The following is a 21000-nucleotide window of genomic DNA, read 5'->3' as shown; positions in this document are numbered from 1 at the left end:
GTTCTTTGCCTTTATCACTCGCTTGGGGATGGGTGGGATTCACCTCTAAAATCAGGGGTGGGGCAGGAAGCGCTGTCATTCTTGGCTGCCAACTTAAAAACAAGACAAGACAAAGCCCCACCGCCAGTATGGAGCGCCACTTCATCGCCGTTGGGGACGGGTTAAATAGGGGAGCCACAGGGCGATCGCTGCCACAAAAATCAGCAGCAAGCCAAGTGGCATTTGAATTGATTGCCAGAAGAGAAATCTTAGGGATACCGCTTTAGCATTCTGTACCGAAAAAAGGGCGATCGCCCCACTGCTGAGCATCCAGAGTAAAAACAGCAAAAAGCGGCGCATTTACTTCCCTTCAGCTTGGCGAATCATCTCCTCCGTCTTATGGTAGCGGTTATACGTAGAAAAACCCCTAAACATTCCCTTAAGAACGCTATTCAGTTGCTCGCGGCTACTGGCACTGGCCGTACTTAGAGGTGCCGGCAAAAAGCGATCGCCAAAACCGACAAAGACCAAACCGACCACCAGTACAGGCAAAATCAAGTCCTTGACACGCATAGGGCAAACCTCCAAAGAATGATGGGGAATCGCAAGAACGCGCTAACAGGGAGAAAAAATAACTGATAGTTTTTAATGTGCCTCAGGATTATCAATAACTTTCAGCCTGTGCAAAACATGGCGATCGCAGTTACAGAAAATCTACAACGATAATCGATAATCGCCAACAAAATACCAATAAAAACAAACCGCGAAATACCCATGAAATCTCTGGCAGAGTTGTTGCTACTATAGTAGGCAAGCCATCTAGACTCCAACGCGCCCTATGGTCAACACCTCGTCATCTTCCTCTCGCAAAGCACTGACTGTGCGCGGCAGAGCCGCCAGCCCCACAGAACGCGCTATTGTTGCCTCTGGTTACGCCAGTATTGATCAGGTGCGGGAAGCTATGAACACCGCCCGCAAAACAGGCAAATCCCTAGTGAGCGTGCTGCAGGAGATTACGGGCACCACCATGCCCCCCGATGTGTTGCGCCAGTACCACAAGCAACAGCTTTTTGAACTTAAAGTCATCTACGGTGTCGATTGCCTCGACCCCGAACTCAATCGCTTCCCCACCGAACAAATCGAGGAACTGATCAACACAATTGTACCGATTGACACCTGTCGCACTTACCAAGTCATCCCCGTTGCCAAACACCTCGACGCCGACCCGCCCTATCTGCTTGTGGCAATGGTGGATCCCGATAACCTTCAAGCCATTGACAATCTCACCCGCTTACTTCGCGCTCACAACCTCACCCTCAAGCGCATGGTCATCACCTTAGAGGACTACCAACGCCTCATTGACCCCATTCTCAACAAACAGGTGGCCGAAACCGCTGCCAGCAAAAACGCCCCTGCTGCGATTGGTGAAATCAGCATTGAAGAAGACATCGAAGCCATAGGGGGTCTCGAAGAACTAGAAGGGGACCAAGAGGTTGACCTTGCTGAAGCTCTAAGAGGGGCAGAAGACGCACCTATTATTGCCCTAGTGAATAAAATCTTGGCCAAAGCCCTCACCGAAGGGGTTTCTGATATTCACGTTGAACCCCAAGAGGAATACTTACGAATTCGCTTCCGCAAAGATGGAGTGCTCCACCAAGCCTTTGACCCCCTGCCGAAGAAAATCGTACCCGCTGTAGTTTCCCGCTTCAAAATCTTGGCTGACCTCGACATTGCCGAGCGGCGTGCTCCCCAAGATGGTCGTATCCGTAAAATGTTCCAAGGCCGACGGGTGGACTTTCGGGTGAATACCCTTCCCAGCCGCTGGGGTGAAAAAGTGGTACTGCGGATTCTCGATAACTCCGCCACTCAACTCGGACTCGACAAGCTCATTACTGACCCTGAGAGCCTTGCGCTTGTTCGTGAGATGATCAAGCGTCCTTTTGGTCTAATCCTCGTTACAGGACCGACCGGTTCAGGGAAAACCACCACACTATACTCGGCACTTGCCGAATGTAATAACCCCGGTGTCAACATCAGTACAGCGGAAGACCCCATTGAATACACGCTCCCTGGCCTGACCCAGGTACAGGTGATTCGCGAAAAGGGCATGGACTTTGCCTCCATTCTGCGCGCCTTTCTCCGCCAAGACCCCGATGTGATTCTTGTGGGGGAAACTCGCGACAAAGAAACAGCGAAAACGGCTATTGAAGCTGCCTTGACCGGCCACTTGGTCTTAACTACGTTGCACACTAACGATGCGGCCAGTGCCATTGCCCGTCTCTCAGAGATGGGGATTGAACCTTTTATGGTCTCTGCCTCCCTGATTGGCGTTGTGGCTCAGCGACTAATGCGGCGAGTATGTAGTGAGTGCCGCATTCCCTATACACCCAGCCGTGAAGAACTAGCGCGCTTTGGGCTATCTGCCTCCAAGGATGTGAACCTGACCTTCTACAAAGCAAATAAACTCACACCAGAGCAGATTCAAGCTGCCAAAGCCAGTGGCCAGCCCATTTGCAGTAAGTGTGGCGGTGTTGGCTACAAAGGGCGCTGTGGGGTCTATGAAATTATGCGGGTGACGGAGCGCCTCCAAAGCCTGATTACTGAGGGAGCCCCCACAGAGCGGATCAAGGAAGCAGCGGTTGAAGAGGGCATGAAAACCCTCTTGGCCTATAGCCTGAACCTTGTCAAAGAAGGCGTCACCACCCTCGAAGAAGTAGAGCGCGTCACCTTTACGGACACAGGTCTCGAATCAGAACTCAAGGCCAAACGTAAAAGTTCCTTAACTTGCCGTACCTGTGGTGCCGAGGCGCAGCCCGAATGGTTAGAATGCCCCTATTGCATGACACCCCGCTTTGTGGATTGACAAGATGATTCATATCTAGTGACAACTTTCGTGTTGTTGACCAAACTACCTAGACGAGGAACACCCTATGGAGCTAATGATTGAAGACCTAATGGAGGAAGTGGTGGCCAATGGCGGCTCCGATTTGCATATCTCTGCTGGCATCCCCCCCTACATTCGCATCAGTGGCAAGCTTACACCGACGGATCACGAGCCACTCACCCCAGAACAATGCCAGCGCCTAATCTTCAGCATGCTCAACAATACCCAACGCAAGCACCTAGAGCAAAACTGGGAGTTGGATTGCTCCTATGGGGTGCGGGGGTTAGCACGGTTTCGCGTCAATGTCTATAAGGATCGGGGAACCTATGCTGCTTGCTTGCGGGCTTTGAGTTCCAAAATTCCCACGTTTGAGCAGTTGGGATTGCCCAACGTTGTCCGCGAAATGACTGAGCGGCCACGGGGCTTAATTTTGGTGACCGGACCTACAGGATCAGGGAAAACCACAACCTTGGCGGCGATGATTGACTTGATCAACAAAACCCGCGCCGAGCATATTCTGACGATTGAAGACCCCATTGAGTTTGTCTATGAACCCATCAAGAGCCTAATCCACCAACGGCAAGTGGGGGAAGATACCAAGAGTTTTGCCAATGCCCTGCGGGCAGCACTGCGGGAAGACCCCGACATCATCCTCGTGGGCGAGATGCGTGACTTGGAAACGATTCAGCTTGCCATTTCAGCCGCGGAAACAGGTCACTTGGTCTTTGGTACATTGCACACCAGTTCTGCTGCCCAAACCGTTGACCGTATGGTGGATGTGTTCCCGCCAGAGCAGCAGCAGCAAATTCGCGTCCAGTTGTCGAACTCGTTGGTGGCGGTCTTTAGCCAAACCCTGGTTCCCAAGAAAAATCCCAAGCCTGGCGAATTTGGCCGAATTATGGCGCAAGAGATCATGGTGGTGACCCCTGCTATCTCTAACCTGATTCGCGAAGGAAAAACCTCACAAATCTATTCAGCAATTCAAACGGGAGGCAAGCTGGGGATGCAGACCCTCGAAAAAGTGCTAGCCGATTATTATCGTGCGGGAATCATTACCTATGAAGCAGCCATGGCCAAGTCCTCACGTCAGGACGAGCTACAGCGTCTCATTGGCACGGGTACACCTGCGGCAGCAGCACGCTAGTTAGTTATCGTTGATAACAGAAGGGGTATTGAGTCATGGCAACCTATGAAGTGCGGATACGGGATGCCCAAGGCAAGTACAAAACCGTCCGCGAGGAAGCTTCAACACCGCGGGAAGCACGCATGGCCTTGCAACTGCAAGGGGTACAGGTTCTAGAGGTCAAAGAAGCCCAAAAATTCACCCTTAAGTCCGACATCGACCTTAGCTTCCTTGCAAAAATTACGGTGAAAGACAAGGCCATCTTTGCGCGGCAGTTTGCAGCACTTGTGAACGCAGGTGTGGCCTTGGTGCGCGGGATCGGTGTGTTGGCCGATCAGTGCACGAACCCAAAACTGAAAAAAATCCTCATGGCTGTCAACAACGACATTCAGCAGGGGAGCAGCTTGGCGGATGCAATGCGTCCTCATCCAGAGGCCTTTGACAATCTTTTCATCGCTATGATTCAAGCCGGGGAAACCGGGGGGGTGCTAGATGAAGTACTCAACCGCCTCTCCAAACTGCTAGAGGATCAAGCCCGACTCAACAACCAGATCAAGTCTGCCCTGACGTATCCCGTTGTGGTGGGTCTGCTGGCAGTGGGGATTTTCTTGGGGATGGTGATTTTCCTCATCCCTGTTTTTGAAGGAATTTTCAAACAGTTGGGTGGGGAATTGCCCCCATTTACAGCCATGATGGTGGCGCTTAGTCAGTTCCTGCGCACGCCCCAGTACATGGCTTTGTTGATTCTCTGTGTGGTTGGTTTGGTCTTAGGAATTCGTTTTTATTACAAGACCCCCAATGGTCGCCTCACAATTGACGGTTTGTTATTGAAGCTACCTCTTTTTGGCGAGTTGGTGGAAAAAACAGCGGTGGCACGCTTCTGCCGCACGTTTGGCTCACTCTCCCGTTCAGGGGTACCAATTTTGCGCTCCCTTGAGATTGTCAGTGCTACAGCGGGTAACCAAGTGATCGCCAATGCGATTGACCGTGCCGCGAAGGAAGTCCAGACGGGGGGAATGCTCAGCCTTGCCCTACAACAGGAACGGGTGTTTCCTGTTCTTGCTACCCAAATGATTAACGTGGGGGAAGAAACAGGCGAACTGGATAAGATGCTGATGAAAGTGGCAGACTTCTATGAAGATGAAGTGGAACAGGCGGTGAAGTCGCTGACGAGTGTGATGGAACCCTTGATGATTGCGGTGCTAGGGGGTATGGTAGGGTCAATTCTGGTGGCGATGTACTTGCCCATGTTCAAGATCTTCGATCTGGTCAAATAACCCTCGTCATGGCACCTCGGTCTCCGTCGCGCACCCATTACGATGTTCTTGAGGTGGCACCCACCGCCTCTTTAGCGGAGATTCGCCGTGCCTATCGGGAAAAGAGTAAGCTCTACCATCCCGATACGACAACATTGCCAGTAGCGATCGCCCGGGAGGAGTTCCATCGCCTCAATGAGGCCTATGCAGTGCTGACGAATCCAGAACAGCGGCAGTGGTATGACTTGCAATTGCGCTTGCGGTTACAATCAAAACAGTCAAGTACAAGGGGGATAGGGAGTTCCCATCGTCGCTCTCAAGAGTCTGGGAGTTCTACCGCGATGCTCTCCGACGATCGCCCCCTCTCACCAGGGGAGCTATTTGCCTTGTTTATCTTAGGAGTGACGTTTGTCGGTTGTCTGGTGCTGGCAGTGATTGTCGGTTTGTCCCAACAGGGGCAAGAATGGATCTTGCAAATTGTCAGTCGCATCTCAGAACTTGGATGAATACCTTGCCTAATCCTCAAACCCCTCTCTACAACCATGCTTTACCACAAATTGAAGCCTGGCTCCAACAGAAAGGCTGTGTGCGGGACGAAACAGATATTCATTGCTGGGAGTTAGAGCACTCCCAGTGGTCAGCGCGGATTTGCTTGGACATTGAAGAGCTACAGGTGACTTATCGAGATCGCCTCGAAGGCGGTATTGTGGAACGATCTTTTAAGTACTCCTGTCCCCGTGCTGTTGTGGAAGAAGCAATTTTTGCAGGCCCTTAAACAGCCACAGCCATCATCAGGGGCATTGCGGGAGTTTCTTGGCCAGTTTGAGCTTTGATTCGCTTCAGGCCAAAAATCCAGAGAATTTGATCTTCAATGGCTGCCGCTTGCTCTTTTGCCCCTGCTTTCAACAGCAGTTGGTGGGTCATCATAAGCTTCTCAATTTCAGCCACTTGGGTACAGACTTCCTCTTCATCTAAATAGAGACTTTCAAGCACTGCATTTAAGTCTGCTTCGGGATCGGCCACTAAACAAGCCCCCTCCACCACCACGGATTTGAGCTGCCCCTGGTATTGCCGCAGCAGACGGCGAATGGTGTAGGCAGTAACAGGCAATAACTTTCTCATGTTCTGTTCCCCCCCAATTTTTATCGGAGCTTTTCATGGAAAAGTTTCCCTCTGTTCACTTCCACCCGTGGGTAAATTTTGTCGGAGATCAACAGGGGATATAACTATTCATGAATGGTTGGTTTACCATACGTTATTATTCTATGCACTCTGCAACTTGGGGATCATGCGTAATTTTACGGAGAAGGGCTTTTAGATGTAATTTAGATCACGAAAGGCATGGCATTATGGACATTTGAGGACATTGTAAATTTATGTCAAGAAATTATAACTGTTAACAACATGTAACAAGGTCATTTATCGCCGCTGGCGGAGTTCCTGAATACTATTGCGAATCTGCTGAAGGGCAAAATCCACCTCTGTCTCTGTAGTGGTACGCAATAGGCCAAAGCGCAGCGAGGCACGGGCAAGGGCGGGCGATCGCCCCAAGGCGAGGAGGACATGGGAAGGAGTTGGTTTTTCGCTACTACAGGCTGCCCCTGTTGAGAGGGCAACGTGGGGATAAATAGAGCGCAGGAGGGTATTACCCTCAACCCCACCAATACTGACGTTGAGACAGTTGGGTAAACTCTGCTGCCAATCCCCATTGAGATAAATTTCCCCAAGGGAGGCCAACCCCTGCCACAGCCGTTCTTTAAGACGCCATAGATGGGGAATATCGGTGTCTTGACGTTCTTGAGCCAGTTGTACTGCCGTGCCAAAGCCGACAATCAGGGGAGTGGCCAAAGTGCCCGCTCGCCAGCCCTGTTCTTGACCGCCCCCGTGGAGCTGAGGCGCTAATTGGACGCGGGGGCGATCGCGCCGCACGTAGAGGGCACCAATTCCCTTAGGACCATAGAGTTTGTGGGCAGTGAGGGACATAAGATCAACTTGGAGCGCTTGCACATCCAAGGGAATTTTGCCCAAGGCTTGAGCGGCATCGGTGTGGAAGAGCACCCCGCGCTCGCGACAGCGGCGCCCAATCTCAGATAAGGGCTGAAGCACCCCAATTTCATTGTTTGCCGCCATCACCGATACCAAGATGGTTTCGCTGGTAAAGGCCTGTTCCAGTTCAGTCAGATCAATCAACCCCTTTTCGTCCACCCCCAGATAGGTGACGCGAAAGCCAAGGGACTCCAAATAGCGGCAGGGGGCTAAGACCGCATTGTGCTCGGTCTGCACGGTAATGATATGGCGACCCCGACTGTAGTAGGCTTCCGCCACCCCCTTGATCGCCAAGTTGTCTGCTTCGGTGGCACCGCTGGTAAAAATGATTTCTTCGGGATGGGCATGGAGGGCTGCAGCAATGATTTCGCGCGCTCGACCGATAGCTGCTGCTGCCTCCCAGCCATAGGCATGGGCACGATTACTGGCATTGCCGGGGCGATCGCTAAAATAGGGCAGCATTGCGGTTAGCACTTGGGGATCAACGGGTGTCGTGGCCAGTCCATCTAAATAAATTGGTTTCATCGCAAAATCTCCAAGCAACCCCCGCAGGGGGATACATAGAGGAGGTATAAGGAATGAAGGGCTATCCCCCTGCCACTGTTGAGTGTATTCGGTTCTTTGGCAAAGGGCTGTATATTGAAAAATAACAATTACCTTCCCAGGGTTGGCCGAGCGGATGAGGCAGCGAACTCATAATTCGCCATAGGCTGGTTCAACTCCAGCACCCTGGATCTTTTAATCCAATCACCGCGAATCCTGCGATGCCTTCCGCTAAACTGAAAGAAGTTTCATCTCGCAAATTTTGCCATGAGTAGCCCCTATAAACCGCAACAGGCCTCCGACAAAAACCTTGAAGCCATGCGCAAGTTTGCGGAAACCTACGCCAAGCGCACGGGAACCTACTTTTGCTCAGATTTGGGGACAACTGCGGTTGTCCTAGAGGGATTAGCCAAGCATAAGGATGACTATGGCTCTCCCCTATGCCCCTGCCGCCACTATGAAGACAAAGAAGCAGAAGTTGAAGCGGCCTACTGGAACTGCCCCTGTGTCCCCATGCGCGAACGGCGAGAATGTCACTGTCTTCTCTTTCTAACCCCAGATCATCCCTTTGCGGGTACGGCTCAAGAGATTTCCTTTGAGCAAATTCGTGAAGAAACCAATCGCTTTACAGTTTCTTAGTACTTTAGCGTAACCACAATTGCATCGCTGTAGCTGCTCGCAGGAACGAACTGATGGGTGGGAATAAAACTAAAGATTTCAAAGGATGTGGGGGCATTGTTCACAGACCCTAAGGCACGCAAACTGTTCCTGCCGGTACTATCCCTCCAAATTTGGGTGTAAGCGGTATCAATGTAATCAATGTAAAAGTTGTAGTCGAGGCGCCTCCAGCAGTTAGTTGTCGAGGGGTAAAACTCCGCGCATGACCAATATGACCAACCCTTGAATATTTCTAATAAGCCATTAGCAAGTTTGTTTACTAAACATCCCCCTAGGGGGGATATAGTAAATAGTGGGGAATTCTCAGGTGGTCACCATGACTTTGCATCTTTCTCCTCTATTGCGGTGTCTAGGGAATCGAGCCTTTGCCCGTCTTTATGCGGCGCAAACGATCAACCTCATTGGGGATGCATTCACATGGCTTGGCTTAGGACTCCTTGCTTTTGAGTTGGCAGGCGAGAATTCGGGACTATAGCTTTCAACTGCCTTAACCCTGCGGGTCACCATCTTTGTGCTACTGGCTCCTATTGCTGGCGTCTTAGTAGATCGGTTGGATCGCAAGGGGTTGATGGTAACAACCCATCTTGTGCGCATGATTTTGGTTTCATTATTTCCGTTTGTCAGTGATGGCTGGCAATTGTATCTGCTGGTAGTCCTGCTCAGCGGATTTCACGCCCTCTTTACCCCCACCTATACGGCGACATTACCTGTAATGACAACTGCTGAGGAGTGCCCAGCAGCGATCGCCCTCTCGAATGCCACATATCAACTCCTGAGTATTTTAGGCCCAGCCATAGCGGGCAGTGTTGCGGCACTGTTTAACACCCGTTCAGTGTTCTTCTTGGATGCCTTGACGTTTTTGGTAGCAGCGGGATTGATTGCTTGGCTGCCCAGAGCTTTGATTGTCCCTAGAGAAGGAGCGGTATCTCCCCACAGAGGATTTCTTGAGGAGCTTAGCGTCGGCAGTCAGTGCCTTTGGTGGGATAGAGCGATTCGCTACGGGTTGCTGCTACAGTTGGTGGCAGCGATCGCCGGCGCTGAAATTTTGGTGAATACTGTTGGCTATGTTCAGGGTACGCTACAGGCAGGAAGTCAAGCCTACGGCTCAATCATGGCGGCATTTGGTGTGGGTGCTACCCTAGCTGCGGTTATTTGGGGTTGTTCCTGTCGCAGGCCCAGGGCAGTGGGGGCAATGGGTTTAGGGGGGATACTGACCGTGCTGCCGCTACTGACTGCCTATGGTGCCAATGTTCCTAGCCTTGCTCTGCTGTGGGCGATCGCTGGTATGGGTAAAACCCTAGTCAATGTACCCCTACAGACGATTATTGCTGAGCGAGTGGCCGTGGACTTGCAGGGGCGCGTCTATGGTGCCCAGTTTGCTTGGAGTCATCTTTGGTGGGTCTTGGCCTATCCCTTAGCGGGATGGTTTGGCAGTCAATTTCCAGCCCAACACTTTTTCTATACTGGCCTCGGTGGTCTAGTGCTTCTCATCGCCTTTGTCGTTTTGAGCCAACCATGGCAATTGCAGCATCTCCCCACTGGTTTTTGGCATAGTCATCCCCACAATTACGACAGCGAACAGGATCATCCACACCGGCTACAGGGTTACCAGCACTTACACTTTCATACCAACCCACCCACAGCAATTAGATAACACCATCGGCAGTCAACAAAGCTTTGTAGAGTCCGGGTCGGCGATCGCGAAAGAAGCCATAGGCCGCCCGCAGGCGTTCAATTTCCTCTAAATCAAATTGATAAACAAGCACTGCTTCTTGGTGGCGATCAGCTTCAGCCACTAGATCTCCTCTAGGATTGGCAATAAATGAACTGCCATAAAATACTTGCTGCCCCTCATCACCGACGCGATTCGCTGCTACCACTGGAATCACATTGGCCACGGCATGGCCAATCATGACCCGTTGCCACGGATCTTTGGTATCTAGCGTCGGATCCTGAGGTTCACTGCCAATGGCGGTGGGATACACTAGCACCTCTGCCCCCATGAGGGTCATCACCCGTGCAGCCTCTGGAAACCACTGATCCCAACAGATGCCGACGCCAATTTTGCCATAGCGGGTACGCCAGACCCGAAAGCCTGTATTCCCCGGTCGGAAGTAAAACTTTTCCTCATAGCCGGGGCCATCGGGAATATGACTTTTGCGATAGACACCGAGATGGACTCCCCCCGCATCAATCATAGCCACACTGTTGTAATAGACGGTGCCCGCCTTTTCAAAAAAGGATACGGGAATGACCACCTCCAGTTCCCGCGCCAAAGCTTGAAAGTGGGCAATCGTTGGGTGATTTTTCAGGGGGCGTGCCCGCCGAAAGTGAATCTCCCGCTCTTCCTTACAAAAATAGTGCCCCTCAAATAGCTCTGGCAGGACAATGACCTGTGCTCCCTGTTGATGCGCCTGCCGCACCAAATCGCTGAGGTGCAGAATATTGGTCTCAACATCATCGGTCAGTTGAGCTTGAATGGCAGCAACAGTCAGTGTTCTCATAATTCCTGTTGGGTAATGCAATGGAAGGCGCCTCCTCCCTCTAAAATCGTCCGTGCGGGAAGGCCAATGGTTCTGCGACTCGGAAAGAGCTTAGCGATCGCTGCAACAGCTTTGGCATCAGCTTCGACACCATAGGTGGGGACAACCACCGTGGTATTGGCAATGTAGAAGTTTACATAGCTAGCCGGCAAAATCTCCCCCGCTCGGCTAGTGATCCGCCCCGGCGAGGGCACCGGGATCACTGTTAGGGAGCGGCCTCTTGCATCCGTCAGGGTTTGCAACTGTTCGTAAATGGCCACCAAGACCTCGTGGTTGGGATCCTCAGCGCTTTCGGGCAACATACAGACCACTGTTGCGGGGGCTACAAAACGCACAAGGGTATCAATGTGTCCATCCGTGTGGTCATTGGCAAGGCCACAGGAGTCAATCCAGAGGACTTTGCTCACGCCAAGAGCTGGCTTGAGGCGGGCTTCCACCTCCTCAGCATCTAAGTTGGGGTTGCGGTTAGGATTAAGGAGGCATTGACGAGTGGTGAGGCAGGTTCCTTCACCATCGACTTCGATCGCTCCCCCCTCCAAGAATAGCGGTACCGCCCCACAGGGGACACCAAGAACTAGGGCAAGGCGTACAGCCAAGTCACTGTCGCCGGGGAGTTGATACTTCTTGCCCCAACCATTAAAAGGCAAACAGAGGAGACGGCGCTCCCCCGCTGCATTGATTAAGCCCACAGGAGCCGTATCCCGCAGCCAGATGTCGCCAAAGGGGAGTTGATAAAACTGTGGATTCAAATCCCCTAGGTAAGAACGGGCAGTGGATTCTCCCACTGCATCCAGCACCAAAATTTTCAGTTGCTCTCCTCGGCAGTGACCCGTCACGGGATCGGGATCGGCGATCGCTCGACACAGTGCAGCAAACTCCAAGCGCACCTGCGGTAGTAACTCTCCCCACAAATCCTCGTGACTGGGGAAGGCTAACCAACAGGCGCGATGGGGCAGCCACTCAGCGGGCTGAAAAAAGGGGGACATGAAGAGCAATTAGCCCTTTTTGTTGATTTTGGGTGTGGGTTTAGGGGTGTTTTTTTTCCCTTTAGCGGCTTGTTGGGGCTTAGCACCACTATATTTACGGCGGAAGCGTTCCACTCGCCCTTCGGCATCAACAATTTTCTGGGTGCCTGTGAAGAAGGGGTGGTTGCCTGACCAGATGTCCACGTGCAGTTCGGGTTTTGTGGAACCAACCGTCATTACCACTTCACCATCGCAATAGACTTTGGCTTCGGGATACCACTGGGGATGAATGTTGGGTTTTGGCATAGGAGGCTCACCACAAACGAGAAGTAAAAGACAAAAACTTTAGCGCTTTGAGTATTGGGGGGCTTTGCGAGCTTTTCGCAAACCGTATTTACGCCGCTCCTTGGCACGGGGATCGCGGGTGAGGTAGCCTTCTGTTTTCAAAGGCTTACGGTTTTCGATATCCAGTTGACACAGAGCACGGGCAATCCCCAAACGAATGGCATCTGCTTGCCCCGTCAGACCACCCCCCGTGGCATTGACATAAATATCATAGCTACTTTCAAGGCCAAGGGTCTCAAGGGGAGCTTTCACCAAGTTGAGATAGGTGGGGTTGTTCTGCAAGTAGTCAGCCCCATTGCGGCCATTAATCAGCAGTTGACCGCTGCCGGGGATCAGGCGTACCCGTGCCACCGCCGACTTACGGCGACCAGTTCCTAAGTAAACTACCCGCTTAGACTGATCAGCAATCTGCATTGTTAGGCTCCCGGAATTGTGTTAATGGTCAAAGGCTGGGGTTTTTGGGCTTGGTGGGGATGCTCAGGCCCAGGATAAACTTTCAACTTGGTAAAGAGCTTGCGGCCAAGGGAATTTTTGGGTAGCATCCCTTTGACAGCGTGCTCAATAATCCGCTCTGGAATGCGAGCTTGCAGTTGCTCAAAGGTTTCGATCTTCATGCCGCCGGGGCGTCCGGAGTGACGACGGTAGAGCTTTTGGGAGCGTTTTCTGCCGGTGACGGTAACTTTCTCGGCATTGATGACAATCACAAAGTCACCGGTGTCCATATGGGGGGTGTAAATAGGTTTATTTTTGCCCCTAAGTATGCGGGCGATTTCTGCGGCTAGCCGACCCAGCCGTTGATCAGCGGCATCAATGACATACCACTGGGGAGCAAGGTCATCCACAGCGGGCAGTGGTGTCTTTACGGTACTGCTCATCACAAACTCCATGATTCTATGCAATGGACAATTCAGGGGTAACAAACTGGGGCATCGCTTCGGTGCACAGGGTAAGGGGGAAAGGGGACTCAGGGTAGCCCACCCCTAATAGACAAAGACCTGTGGGAGGGGCAGCATACTTGACGAGGTGGCGTTGCTCCTGCTGCCAAATTTCCGTAAAACTGGCGGGCGATCGCTGGCCGCGTCCCACCTGCACCAACAGCCCCACCAGCAAGCGCATCATGCCGTAGAGAAATCCCGATGCCTGGACTTCAATTTCCACAAGGGCACCGCGTCGTCGGCAGCTCACCTCCTGTATCTCTACCCAAGAATGGGCACGATTGGAGCCAGACCGGTGAAAAGCACTCAGGTGATGCCGCCCCAACAATGGCTGAAGCACGGCTGCCATTGTTTCCACATCCAAGGGGTCATAGTAGTAATGCCATGTCCAAGGGCGCAGAAAGATATTGGGGCAGGGATCGGTATAGAGGGTATAGCGATAGCGACGCCACAGTGCTGAAAAGCGAGCATGCCAGTGACTGGGCACGACCGCTGCTGCACGAATGACCACATCGGCGGGCAAACGCGCATTGAGAATTCCCGGCCAACGATGAACGGGGATGGGCGAGTTGACCGTGACGTGTGCCACTTGACCAGCGGCATGAACCCCTGTATCGGTGCGACCCGCTGCAACAACAGAGACGGGATGCTTGACAACGCTGGCGATCGCCTGCTCGATGACCTCCTGTACTGTACGTTGCCCCACCTGCCGTTGCCAGCCGTGGAAATGGGTGCCTTGGTACTGAATGAGTAGTGCCAAGCGTTTGCCGCTCTGAGGAGGTGCGATCGCCGTCATCATTGCCTGCTACACCAATTCAATGACTGCCAATTCGGCATTGTCACCCCGCCGCCTCACACTGCGGATAATGCGCGTGTAGCCACCTTGGCGATCGCCATAGCGCTCTGGGGCTTGGGCAAACAGGGCATGCACCAGTTGCTTATCGTAAAGATAACCAAGGGCACGCCGCCGTGCTGCCAAGGAACCATCCTTCGCCAAGGTGATCATCCGCTCCGCTTCTGCACGTACAGCCTTTGCCCGCGCTTTAGTGGTGGTAATGCGGCCGTGGCGAATCAATTCAGTGGTCAATGCCCGCAGCAGTGCTTTTCGTTGATCAGCTGGCAGTCCTAGCTGGGGAACCCGACGTTGGTGACGCATAGACAAACCTCATTCAATCTCTTTAGTTACGAGCAGCTTTTTGGGGCGGTAGCGTAATTCCCAAGTGTTTTTGCAGTGCCTCAATCACTTCCTCGGCAGACTTTTGACCAAAGTTTTTGATCTCTAGTAGTTCTTCTTGGGAATACTCAAGCAGGTCAGCAACCGTATTCACTTGAGCCCGCTTGAGACAGTTATAGGCACGTACCGACAAATTCAACTGCTCAATGGGAATTTGTCCTGTTTCATCTTGCTCATCGGTGGCGGTTGCTTCGGAGGTATGCAGAGGTACTTCCTTCAAGGGGCTAAAGAGATCCACAAGAATCGTTGCTGCCTGATTAAGGGCATCTTGGGGAGTCAAGCTGCCATTGGTCCAAATTTCCAGCTTTAGGTAGTCTTGAAGCCGGCGATCGCCCTCTGCACCTGCACTGCGCACCGAATCAACGGTATAGTTTACCCGTCGCACAGGCATAAAGACTGCATCCAACTGGAGATAATCCAAGGCAAGACGATCATCCCGTACCCGCTCCACTGAGCGATAGCCGCGATCGTGTTCAATCTTGAATTCCATCTCCAAGGTAGCCCCCGGCATCAACGTGGCAATGTAGTGGTTGGGGTTGACCACCTCTACTTCAGAGCCAAGTTGTACCATACCCGCAGTGACGGTCAAGGGTTCATTGTCAGGGGCTTGGGCAAAAAGCCGACCCATTTGGGGTTCTGAGGTGTAGCTGCGAATCACCAACTGCTTCATTTGCAGCAGAATGTCCATGACATCTTCGCGCACACCGGGAATCGTCGAAAATTCATGATTTACCCCAGCAATCCGCACCGCTGTCACGGCACTACCGGGTAAGTTAGAAAGGAGAACCCGCCGCAGGGCATTTCCCACTGTAATCCCTTGACCAAGAGCAAGGGGATGCAGCGCAAATTGGCCGTACTGCCCCTGATCTTCTTCAACCCGTGTTTCTAGACATTCAATTTGATATGCCATAGCTGTGCTCCCAAGTGACCCAAATCAACCTAAACCCGCCGCCGTTTGGGGGGACGGCAACCATTGTGGGGAATAGGGGTCACATCCCGAATAAGAGTAATTTCTAGCCCGGCTGCTTGCAGGGCACGAATTGCTGTCTCCCGACCGGAGCCAGGACCACTCACCATCACCTCTATTTGCCGCATTCCCTGATCAATGGCACGGCGAGCTGCGTTATCTGCAGCAGTCTGAGCTGCAAAGGGAGTGCCTTTTTTAGCACCTTTGAAACCACTAGAGCCAGCGGAGGCCCAAGCAATCACCTCGCCATTGGGATCGGTAATTGAGACAATCGTGTTATTAAATGTGGACTGAATGTGGGCAACACCACTAGGGACATTGCGCTTTTGCTTACGGGGGCCAGAGCGTTTTGCAGAGGGTGCCATAATCTATCCAAACCGTGAATCAGGTAGCAGGAGCGAAAAAGCTTATTTTTTAGCAGCAGGTTTTTTCTTGCCAGCCACAGTGCGGCGACTACCGCGACGGGTACGAGCATTGGTACGGGTGCGCTGACCACGAACGGGCAATCCAAGACGATGTCGACGCCCGCGATAGCAACCAATGTCCATGAGCCGCTTGATATTCATGGCCTCGAGGCGGCGCAGATCCCCTTCCACTTGGTACTCGTCAATGGCCGCCCGCAGTGCCGCAATATCAGCATCGGTTAAATCGCGGGTACGGGTATCTGGATTGACACCCGTTTTTGCCAAAATTTCTTTGGAGCGGGTCAAGCCAATGCCATAGATGTAGGTGAGGGCAATTTCAATGCGTTTGTCGCGGGGTAAATCAACACCAGCAATACGAGCCATGAATCTAGTTCCTATCTATGCAACAACAGTGGGTTACCCTTGGCGCTGCTTGTGTTTCGGATTGGTGCAGATCACCATAACCCGACCACGTCGCCGAATGACGCGGCATTTTTCACAAATACGCCGTACCGATGCTCTTACCTTCATATCAGTTGCTCATGTAGTCGCAAATTTTATATCTTACCAGAGTGGCCAACAAAGATCAAACTATTTTTTGCGCAGGCGATAGGTAATTCGCCCCTTTGTCAGGTCATAGGGGGTCAATTCCACCTTCACGCGATCGCCCGGCAAAATTTTGATGTAGTTGCGGCGAATCTTACCGGAAATGTGGGCAAGGACATTAAAGCCATTGTCCAGATCCACCCGAAACATGGCGTTAGGCAATGACTCAGTCACTGTTCCTTCAATTTCAATGGCATCCTGTTTAGACACGGTTCACCTCCCCAATACGTGCTTGAATGGCAGCAGTCACTTCTTCGATCGTACGCGTTCCATCAATGTGCACAAACTTGGGATGATTCATGTACCGCTGAATCATTGGTCGTGTTTCCCGCTCATAGACCTGTACCCGTTTGAGAATGGTTTCCGGAGTATCATCGGAGCGCTGCTGACCATTGGTGGCTTGCTTGGCGCGATTGAGGATGCGTTCTTGGAGAATTGCAGCCGGCACATCCAAAAAGAGCAAGTAATCATAGTCTTGGTGAATGTTTTTGAGCATCTCCTCAAAGACTGCTGCCTGTGCCCCATTGCGGGGAAAACCATCCAAAAGCCAGCCTGTAGCCGTATCTGGTTGTTGTAAGCGATTGGCCACCATCTCCACAATCACCTGATCCGGTACCAGTTCACCGCGATCCATGTAGCTTTGAGCCTGTTGACCAAGGGGGGTGGCTGCAGCTCGCTCTGCCCGTAGAATATCCCCTGTGGAAATATGGGGAATCCCAAAGAGTGTGGTCAGAATTGCTGCCTGTGTTCCTTTGCCCGAGCCAGGGCCACCAAACAAAACTAAGCGCATTACTGCTTCACCATTCCCTCGTAGCGTTGTGAAATCACATAGGTTTGAATTTGTTTTGAGGTGTCAATGGCCACCCCCACCAAGATGAGCAGGGAGGTTGCTCCTAACCCTTGGAATGTTGTTACTTTGGTTGCACTCTCGACCGCTGTAGGAATAATTGCAACCAAACCCAAAAAGATCGCCCCTAGGAACGTCAAGCGGTTGAGAACCCGCTCTAGGTAATCCGAAGTAGCTTTCCCCGGTCGGATTCCCGGAATACTGGCGCCCATTTTTTTCAGGTTTTGGGACATGTCTACGGGATTAACCACCAGGGAGGAGTAAAAGTAGCTAAAGAATAGAATTAACAGCAAATAGAAAATCACGTATAGCCACGGTGTCGGCCCTGCGGGAGAAACATAGCTCGCAAATCGTGCTATGAGTTCATTGCGGGTAAACTGCGCCAAGGTCGAAGGAAGAATCAATACTGCTGAAGCAAAAATAATCGGCATCACCCCCCCTTGGTTTAGGCGCAGAGGTAGGTAACTGGTTTGTTCGCGATAGAGTTTGCGTCCCACTTGGCGACGTGCCGAAACAATGGGAATGCGACGGGTACCTTCCTGAACAAAGACAATACCCACAATCATGGCTAAAAAGACAGCCACAAGAATAATGATGCCGCCAATGTTGCCACCACTTTCTGCAAGGGCGATCGTCTGCCCCACTGAGGCAGGCAAGTAGGCAACAATGCTCAAAAAGATCAAAAGCGAAGCGCCGTTACCTACGCCCCGCTCGGTAATCAATTCGGAAATCCACATGACCACCATTGAGCCAGCGGTAAGGCCAAGGATAATCTCAATAACAAACCATGCTCCGGGATGTAAAGCCGCACCGGGAATTGAACTGACAAAAAGGGCAATGCCAAAACTTTGCAGAACTGCCCAACCTACCGCGACGTAGCGAGTAATTTGGGAGATTTTGCGGCGGCCAGCTTCCCCTTCCTCCTTTTGTAGCCGCTCCAAGGAGGGCAGAGCGGCAGTCAGCAATTGCATGATGATGGAAGCATTAATATAGGGCAAGATACCGAGGGCAAAAATACCAAGGGCAGAGAGTCCACCGCCTGAAAAGATGTCGAGAAAGCGAATCACGGCATTATCTTGAACGCTCTGGGCAAAAACGGCGCGATCAATCCCCGGAATGGGCAAATAAATCCCAAGCCGTACCAAGATCAGTAGCCCAATGGTAATCAGGAGTCGCCGCCGCAGACCAGCCGCTTGAGCCATCTGCATAAATGTTTCTTGGGCAGTGGGTGCCTTGCCGCGATTCACAATCATATTGGGGTTCCTCTATTCACTGTCGGCAGCAACGGAGGTCTCTACACATACCCCACCAGCAGCTTCAATTTTGCTGCGGGCACTGCCACTAAAGGCAGCGGCATGAACCTCTAGCTTGACGTTTAGCTCACCATTTCCCAACACTTTGAGGGGATATTTAGCGGTGGTGAGAATACCAGCTTCAAGGAGAGACTCAACCGTTACGACACTATTGGCGGGTAGGGTATTGAGACGATCCACATTGATCGTAGTGTAAACCTTCCGGTTGACAAGGGGAAAGTGCTTGAGTTTGGGGAGACGACGATAGAGGGGGTTTTGACCGCCTTCAAAGCCTGGACGGGTGGAGCGACCGGAACGGGATTTTTGCCCCCGCATGCCAAAACCACCGCTTGCCCCTTGACCTGCGGCAATGCCCCGACCAATCCGCCGTTTGCGTCGCCGCGATCCCGCTTGGGGGTGCAGATCCTGAAACCGCATGGACAACTCCTAACTATTTGCTATAGAGATTTTCGATGGGAATTTCCCGCTCTTCGGCAACTTCTTGGAAGGTGCGCAACGCCGCAAGGGCCTCGAGGGCGGCGCGGGCATTGTTGAGGGGATTGTTAGAGCCTAGTTGTTTGGCGAGTACATTGCGTACCCCTGCCAGTTCGAGAACAGTGCGCACAGAGCCACCGGCAATAACCCCCGTTCCTGGGGCAGCGGGGCGAATCATAACGCGGGCAGCGCCCCCTTCGCCAATGGTAGGGTGGGGAATAGAGTTGGATTTGGTGAGTGGAACATCAATAAGGTGCTTTTTGCCATCGGCCACCCCTTTGCGCACAGCACCAATCACATCGGCAGCTTTACCGACACCCACACCCACTTGGCCGCGCTCGTTGCCGACGACAACAATGGCGCGGAAGCTGAGTTTCTTACCGCCTTTGACGACTTTGGAGACGCGGCGGATCTGGACGACCCGCTCTTGCCAGTCGGTCTCTTTTTCAACTTTGCGGGGGTTTTTACGACGATTTGCCATCGGGTCATCCTCTAAAAGTCTAGTCCAGCTTCACGGGCAGCATCCGCCAAGGCCTTAATACGACCATGGTAGAGATGACCACCACGATCAAAGACAACGCGCTCAATGCCAGCGGCTTTGGCACGCTCTGCAATGAGTCGTCCCACTTCGATGGAGGCGGCACAGGTACTGCCATCCCCCAGCTTTTGTCGCAGTTCTGGTTCAACACTCGAAGCAGCAACGAGGGTATGGTGTTGGCTGTCGTCAATCACTTGAGCATAGATGTGCTGATGGGAACGAAAGACAGCGAGCCGAGGGCGATCGCTGGTACCTTTGACTTTGCGGCGAATGCGCTGATGCCGAGTTTGGCGAGCCACAGTACGAGTTTGCTTCATCTATTTCTTCCCTGTCTTACCAATTTTACGACGCACGAATTCACCCACATAGCGGATACCCTTGCCCTTGTAGGGTTCAGGGGGACGCACTGCGCGAATCCGGGCAGAGGTGTTGCCGACCAGTTCTTTATCAATGCCACTTACAAGAACAATCGTGCCTTGCTGTACTTTTTTACCTTGGTTGTCCTCAATTTCTAGGGTAATGCCCTCAGGTGGCATAATCTCCACAGGGTGGCTATAGCCCATGCTGAGAACAAGGGTTTTACCTTGGAGTTGGGCACGGTAACCGACTCCTTGGATCTCCAGCTTTTTTGTAAATCCTTGGGAGACGCCTTCCACCATGTTGGCCAACAGTGTACGGCAGAGGCCGTGGCGTTCTTTGGCCGCTCGAGAGTCATCACGGCGTTTAACCACAATGGTTTCGCCCTCTTGGGTAACATTCACCTCGGGCGGAAAAACGCGACTGAGTTGACCTTTAGGGCCTTTGACTGTGACTTGCTGCCCCTCTAGGGTGAGGGTGACATTTTTGGGCAGAGGGATGGGACGCTTGCCAATACGAGACATGTGGGACTTCCTCCGAGCTTACCAAACGTAACAGAGTACTTCGCCGCCAATGCCCTGCTTCCGTGCCTCGCGGTCGGTCATGATGCCGCTGGAGGTGGAGATAATGGCAATGCCGATGCCACCGAGCACCCGGGGTAACTCACGGGAATTGGCATAGACGCGCAGACCGGGTTTGCTCACCCGCTTGAGCGCAGTAATAATCGGCTGGCGTTGCTTTCCGCGATATTTTAGGGAAACCACAAGATGGCGCTTAACGCCCTCCCCTTGCTCTTCAAAATCGCGAATAAACCCTTCCGCTTTTAGTACCTGCGCAATACTGCGGGTCATGCGCGTGGCCGGAATTGTGGTGGTTTGATGCCGCGCAAGGTTTGCGTTGCGGATGCGAGTTAGCATATCGCCAATCGTGTCATTTACTGCCATAGTTGCTCCTTAAAAATCT

Annotated in this window: 31 protein-coding genes, 1 tRNA gene and 1 pseudogene; 9 read left to right on the top strand and 24 right to left on the bottom strand. The window is 52.4% G+C overall.

The genetic code is table 11. The features are described 5' to 3' along the window. Window positions 1–141: 141 nt before the first annotated feature. Together P3X23_RS04380 and P3X23_RS04375 are read right to left on the bottom strand one after the other, a co-directional pair. A complete protein-coding gene (locus tag P3X23_RS04380) occupies window positions 142–339 on the bottom strand; it encodes a lipopolysaccharide assembly protein LapA domain-containing protein (protein ID WP_300873499.1) in 198 nt (65 codons plus the stop codon). After that, complete coding sequence (locus tag P3X23_RS04375; RefSeq protein WP_300873497.1) at window positions 340–552, bottom strand: hypothetical protein; 213 nt, start codon at window positions 550–552, stop codon at window positions 340–342. A gap of 265 nt (window positions 553–817) precedes the next feature. Here P3X23_RS04375 and P3X23_RS04370 point away from each other — a divergent pair, with 265 nt between their 5' ends. The 5 genes from P3X23_RS04370 (at window position 818) to P3X23_RS04350 (ending at window position 6017) form a co-directional block, all read left to right on the top strand. Then, window positions 818–2842, top strand: a complete 2025-nt coding sequence (locus P3X23_RS04370; RefSeq protein WP_300873495.1) for a GspE/PulE family protein — start codon at window positions 818–820, stop codon at window positions 2840–2842. 67 nt (window positions 2843–2909) lie between these two features. Next, entirely contained in the window at window positions 2910–4007 is a 1098-nt protein-coding gene (locus tag P3X23_RS04365) for a type IV pilus twitching motility protein PilT (RefSeq protein WP_300873493.1), read from the top strand. 35 nt (window positions 4008–4042) lie between these two features. Beyond that, a complete protein-coding gene (locus P3X23_RS04360) occupies window positions 4043–5263 on the top strand; it encodes a type II secretion system F family protein (protein WP_300873491.1) in 1221 nt (406 codons plus the stop codon). Window positions 5264–5271: 8 nt separating this feature from the next. Next, window positions 5272–5748: a J domain-containing protein gene (locus P3X23_RS04355; protein ID WP_300873490.1), complete on the top strand. Its 477-nt coding sequence runs from the start codon at window positions 5272–5274 to the stop codon at window positions 5746–5748. Then, window positions 5745–6017, top strand: coding sequence for a DUF3143 domain-containing protein (locus P3X23_RS04350; protein WP_300873488.1), 273 nt, complete (start codon window positions 5745–5747; stop codon window positions 6015–6017). The genes P3X23_RS04355 and P3X23_RS04350 overlap by 4 nt, the downstream gene beginning before the upstream one ends. On the opposite strand, the gene P3X23_RS04345 is transcribed toward P3X23_RS04350, so the two are convergent. Together P3X23_RS04345 and P3X23_RS04340 are read right to left on the bottom strand one after the other, a co-directional pair. Further along, window positions 6014–6364, bottom strand: coding sequence for a hypothetical protein (locus P3X23_RS04345; RefSeq protein ID WP_300873486.1), 351 nt, complete (start codon window positions 6362–6364; stop codon window positions 6014–6016). The genes P3X23_RS04350 and P3X23_RS04345 overlap by 4 nt on opposite strands. Before the next feature lie 297 nt (window positions 6365–6661). Then, on the bottom strand, window positions 6662–7813 hold the full coding sequence (locus P3X23_RS04340) for an aminotransferase class V-fold PLP-dependent enzyme (protein WP_300873484.1): 1152 nt from the start codon (window positions 7811–7813) through the stop codon (window positions 6662–6664). Between the two features lie 136 nt (window positions 7814–7949). Between P3X23_RS04340 and P3X23_RS04335 the strand changes: the two genes are divergently transcribed. Further along, a tRNA-Ile gene (locus tag P3X23_RS04335) sits at window positions 7950–8022 on the top strand. Window positions 8023–8098: 76 nt separating this feature from the next. Then, window positions 8099–8470 carry a ferredoxin-thioredoxin reductase catalytic domain-containing protein gene (locus P3X23_RS04330; protein ID WP_300873482.1) on the top strand — a complete coding sequence of 124 codons (372 nt, stop codon included), beginning with the start codon at window positions 8099–8101 and terminating at the stop codon, window positions 8468–8470. Here the strand turns inward: P3X23_RS04330 and P3X23_RS11945 are convergent. After that, complete coding sequence (locus P3X23_RS11945) at window positions 8467–8739, bottom strand: spore coat protein U domain-containing protein (protein WP_367186511.1); 273 nt, start codon at window positions 8737–8739, stop codon at window positions 8467–8469. The genes P3X23_RS04330 and P3X23_RS11945 overlap by 4 nt on opposite strands. 86 nt (window positions 8740–8825) lie before the next feature. Between P3X23_RS11945 and P3X23_RS04325 the strand changes: the two genes are divergently transcribed. Further along, the gene (locus P3X23_RS04325; protein ID WP_300873480.1) at window positions 8826–8984 is read left to right on the top strand and encodes a hypothetical protein; all 159 of its coding nucleotides are present in this window, start codon (window positions 8826–8828) and stop codon (window positions 8982–8984) included. A 15-nt stretch (window positions 8985–8999) separates the two neighbouring features. Further along, window positions 9000–10163 (top strand): annotated as a pseudogene (locus P3X23_RS04320) (MFS transporter); the annotation flags it as partial. On the opposite strand, the gene aguB reads toward P3X23_RS04320, so the two are convergent. The 19 genes from aguB to rpsH are packed head-to-tail and all read right to left on the bottom strand — an operon-like array spanning window position 10156 to window position 20981. Further along, entirely contained in the window at window positions 10156–11013 is an 858-nt protein-coding gene (gene aguB, locus P3X23_RS04315; protein WP_300873478.1) for an N-carbamoylputrescine amidase, read from the bottom strand. The pseudogene P3X23_RS04320 and the gene aguB sit on opposite strands and share 8 nt — an antisense overlap. Then, the gene (locus P3X23_RS04310; RefSeq protein ID WP_300873476.1) at window positions 11010–12038 is read right to left on the bottom strand and encodes an agmatine deiminase family protein; all 1029 of its coding nucleotides are present in this window, start codon (window positions 12036–12038) and stop codon (window positions 11010–11012) included. Before P3X23_RS04310 ends, aguB begins: the two co-directional genes overlap by 4 nt. Before the next feature lie 9 nt (window positions 12039–12047). Continuing rightward, the gene (gene rpmE / locus P3X23_RS04305; protein WP_300873475.1) at window positions 12048–12323 is read right to left on the bottom strand and encodes a 50S ribosomal protein L31; all 276 of its coding nucleotides are present in this window, start codon (window positions 12321–12323) and stop codon (window positions 12048–12050) included. Window positions 12324–12362: 39 nt separating this feature from the next. Next, complete coding sequence (gene rpsI, locus P3X23_RS04300; RefSeq protein ID WP_149817876.1) at window positions 12363–12776, bottom strand: 30S ribosomal protein S9; 414 nt, start codon at window positions 12774–12776, stop codon at window positions 12363–12365. Between the two features lie 2 nt (window positions 12777–12778). Continuing rightward, complete coding sequence (gene rplM / locus P3X23_RS04295) at window positions 12779–13237, bottom strand: 50S ribosomal protein L13 (protein WP_300873473.1); 459 nt, start codon at window positions 13235–13237, stop codon at window positions 12779–12781. Window positions 13238–13253: 16 nt separating this feature from the next. Next, window positions 13254–14096: a tRNA pseudouridine(38-40) synthase TruA gene (gene truA, locus P3X23_RS04290; RefSeq protein WP_300873471.1), complete on the bottom strand. Its 843-nt coding sequence runs from the start codon at window positions 14094–14096 to the stop codon at window positions 13254–13256. Window positions 14097–14102: 6 nt separating this feature from the next. Further along, a complete protein-coding gene (gene rplQ, locus P3X23_RS04285) occupies window positions 14103–14453 on the bottom strand; it encodes a 50S ribosomal protein L17 (RefSeq protein WP_149817882.1) in 351 nt (116 codons plus the stop codon). Between the two features lie 22 nt (window positions 14454–14475). Continuing rightward, complete coding sequence (locus P3X23_RS04280; RefSeq protein WP_300873468.1) at window positions 14476–15441, bottom strand: DNA-directed RNA polymerase subunit alpha; 966 nt, start codon at window positions 15439–15441, stop codon at window positions 14476–14478. Window positions 15442–15470: 29 nt separating this feature from the next. After that, complete coding sequence (rpsK, locus tag P3X23_RS04275) at window positions 15471–15863, bottom strand: 30S ribosomal protein S11 (protein WP_011055959.1); 393 nt, start codon at window positions 15861–15863, stop codon at window positions 15471–15473. 42 nt (window positions 15864–15905) lie between these two features. Then, window positions 15906–16286, bottom strand: a complete 381-nt coding sequence (gene rpsM, locus P3X23_RS04270) for a 30S ribosomal protein S13 (RefSeq protein WP_011055958.1) — start codon at window positions 16284–16286, stop codon at window positions 15906–15908. 33 nt (window positions 16287–16319) lie between these two features. Then, entirely contained in the window at window positions 16320–16433 is a 114-nt protein-coding gene (gene rpmJ / locus P3X23_RS04265) for a 50S ribosomal protein L36 (RefSeq protein ID WP_011055957.1), read from the bottom strand. Between the two features lie 60 nt (window positions 16434–16493). After that, window positions 16494–16718 carry a translation initiation factor IF-1 gene (gene infA, locus P3X23_RS04260; protein WP_011055956.1) on the bottom strand — a complete coding sequence of 75 codons (225 nt, stop codon included), beginning with the start codon at window positions 16716–16718 and terminating at the stop codon, window positions 16494–16496. Beyond that, a complete protein-coding gene (locus tag P3X23_RS04255; RefSeq protein WP_300873465.1) occupies window positions 16711–17298 on the bottom strand; it encodes an adenylate kinase in 588 nt (195 codons plus the stop codon). Before P3X23_RS04255 ends, infA begins: the two co-directional genes overlap by 8 nt. Beyond that, complete coding sequence (gene secY / locus P3X23_RS04250; RefSeq protein WP_300873464.1) at window positions 17298–18608, bottom strand: preprotein translocase subunit SecY; 1311 nt, start codon at window positions 18606–18608, stop codon at window positions 17298–17300. Before secY ends, P3X23_RS04255 begins: the two co-directional genes overlap by 1 nt. A 12-nt stretch (window positions 18609–18620) precedes the next feature. Further along, the gene (rplO, locus tag P3X23_RS04245; protein WP_300873462.1) at window positions 18621–19085 is read right to left on the bottom strand and encodes a 50S ribosomal protein L15; all 465 of its coding nucleotides are present in this window, start codon (window positions 19083–19085) and stop codon (window positions 18621–18623) included. A gap of 13 nt (window positions 19086–19098) precedes the next feature. Continuing rightward, on the bottom strand, window positions 19099–19623 hold the full coding sequence (gene rpsE / locus P3X23_RS04240; RefSeq protein ID WP_300873460.1) for a 30S ribosomal protein S5: 525 nt from the start codon (window positions 19621–19623) through the stop codon (window positions 19099–19101). Between the two features lie 11 nt (window positions 19624–19634). Beyond that, a complete protein-coding gene (gene rplR, locus P3X23_RS04235; protein ID WP_300873458.1) occupies window positions 19635–19997 on the bottom strand; it encodes a 50S ribosomal protein L18 in 363 nt (120 codons plus the stop codon). Continuing rightward, the gene (gene rplF / locus P3X23_RS04230) at window positions 19998–20561 is read right to left on the bottom strand and encodes a 50S ribosomal protein L6 (protein WP_300873456.1); all 564 of its coding nucleotides are present in this window, start codon (window positions 20559–20561) and stop codon (window positions 19998–20000) included. A gap of 18 nt (window positions 20562–20579) precedes the next feature. Then, a complete protein-coding gene (gene rpsH, locus P3X23_RS04225) occupies window positions 20580–20981 on the bottom strand; it encodes a 30S ribosomal protein S8 (RefSeq protein WP_297761590.1) in 402 nt (133 codons plus the stop codon). Between the last annotated feature and the right edge of the window lie 19 nt (window positions 20982–21000).

The sequence above is a fragment of the Thermosynechococcus sp. Uc genome (assembly GCF_029335995.1).
In the GTDB taxonomy this organism is placed as follows: domain Bacteria; phylum Cyanobacteriota; class Cyanobacteriia; order Thermosynechococcales; family Thermosynechococcaceae; genus Thermosynechococcus.
This window is presented reverse-complemented; position numbering and strand designations above follow the sequence as displayed.

Coding starts and splice junctions, on each gene's coding strand:
- P3X23_RS04280 (WP_300873468.1), bottom strand. CDS start 15,441: ATGGCATATCAAATTGAATGTCTAGAAACACGGGTTGAAGAAGATCAG.
- P3X23_RS04360 (WP_300873491.1), top strand. CDS start 4,043: ATGGCAACCTATGAAGTGCGGATACGGGATGCCCAAGGCAAGTACAAA.
- rplQ (WP_149817882.1), bottom strand. CDS start 14,453: ATGCGTCACCAACGTCGGGTTCCCCAGCTAGGACTGCCAGCTGATCAA.
- P3X23_RS04375 (WP_300873497.1), bottom strand. CDS start 552: ATGCGTGTCAAGGACTTGATTTTGCCTGTACTGGTGGTCGGTTTGGTC.
- rpsK (WP_011055959.1), bottom strand. CDS start 15,863: ATGGCACCCTCTGCAAAACGCTCTGGCCCCCGTAAGCAAAAGCGCAAT.
- rpmJ (WP_011055957.1), bottom strand. CDS start 16,433: ATGAAGGTAAGAGCATCGGTACGGCGTATTTGTGAAAAATGCCGCGTC.
- rplR (WP_300873458.1), bottom strand. CDS start 19,997: ATGAAGCAAACTCGTACTGTGGCTCGCCAAACTCGGCATCAGCGCATT.
- rplO (WP_300873462.1), bottom strand. CDS start 19,085: ATGCGGTTTCAGGATCTGCACCCCCAAGCGGGATCGCGGCGACGCAAA.
- rplM (WP_300873473.1), bottom strand. CDS start 13,237: ATGAGCAGTACCGTAAAGACACCACTGCCCGCTGTGGATGACCTTGCT.
- truA (WP_300873471.1), bottom strand. CDS start 14,096: ATGATGACGGCGATCGCACCTCCTCAGAGCGGCAAACGCTTGGCACTA.
- P3X23_RS04310 (WP_300873476.1), bottom strand. CDS start 12,038: ATGTCCCCCTTTTTTCAGCCCGCTGAGTGGCTGCCCCATCGCGCCTGT.
- rplF (WP_300873456.1), bottom strand. CDS start 20,561: ATGTCTCGTATTGGCAAGCGTCCCATCCCTCTGCCCAAAAATGTCACC.
- P3X23_RS04355 (WP_300873490.1), top strand. CDS start 5,272: ATGGCACCTCGGTCTCCGTCGCGCACCCATTACGATGTTCTTGAGGTG.
- P3X23_RS04350 (WP_300873488.1), top strand. CDS start 5,745: ATGAATACCTTGCCTAATCCTCAAACCCCTCTCTACAACCATGCTTTA.
- P3X23_RS04330 (WP_300873482.1), top strand. CDS start 8,099: ATGAGTAGCCCCTATAAACCGCAACAGGCCTCCGACAAAAACCTTGAA.
- P3X23_RS04365 (WP_300873493.1), top strand. CDS start 2,910: ATGGAGCTAATGATTGAAGACCTAATGGAGGAAGTGGTGGCCAATGGC.
- P3X23_RS04340 (WP_300873484.1), bottom strand. CDS start 7,813: ATGAAACCAATTTATTTAGATGGACTGGCCACGACACCCGTTGATCCC.
- P3X23_RS04255 (WP_300873465.1), bottom strand. CDS start 17,298: ATGCGCTTAGTTTTGTTTGGTGGCCCTGGCTCGGGCAAAGGAACACAG.
- rpsI (WP_149817876.1), bottom strand. CDS start 12,776: ATGCAGATTGCTGATCAGTCTAAGCGGGTAGTTTACTTAGGAACTGGT.
- aguB (WP_300873478.1), bottom strand. CDS start 11,013: ATGAGAACACTGACTGTTGCTGCCATTCAAGCTCAACTGACCGATGAT.
- rpsH (WP_297761590.1), bottom strand. CDS start 20,981: ATGGCAGTAAATGACACGATTGGCGATATGCTAACTCGCATCCGCAAC.
- rpsE (WP_300873460.1), bottom strand. CDS start 19,623: ATGGCAAATCGTCGTAAAAACCCCCGCAAAGTTGAAAAAGAGACCGAC.
- P3X23_RS04325 (WP_300873480.1), top strand. CDS start 8,826: ATGACTTTGCATCTTTCTCCTCTATTGCGGTGTCTAGGGAATCGAGCC.
- P3X23_RS04370 (WP_300873495.1), top strand. CDS start 818: ATGGTCAACACCTCGTCATCTTCCTCTCGCAAAGCACTGACTGTGCGC.
- secY (WP_300873464.1), bottom strand. CDS start 18,608: ATGATTGTGAATCGCGGCAAGGCACCCACTGCCCAAGAAACATTTATG.
- P3X23_RS04380 (WP_300873499.1), bottom strand. CDS start 339: ATGCGCCGCTTTTTGCTGTTTTTACTCTGGATGCTCAGCAGTGGGGCG.
- rpsM (WP_011055958.1), bottom strand. CDS start 16,286: ATGGCTCGTATTGCTGGTGTTGATTTACCCCGCGACAAACGCATTGAA.
- rpmE (WP_300873475.1), bottom strand. CDS start 12,323: ATGCCAAAACCCAACATTCATCCCCAGTGGTATCCCGAAGCCAAAGTC.
- P3X23_RS04345 (WP_300873486.1), bottom strand. CDS start 6,364: ATGAGAAAGTTATTGCCTGTTACTGCCTACACCATTCGCCGTCTGCTG.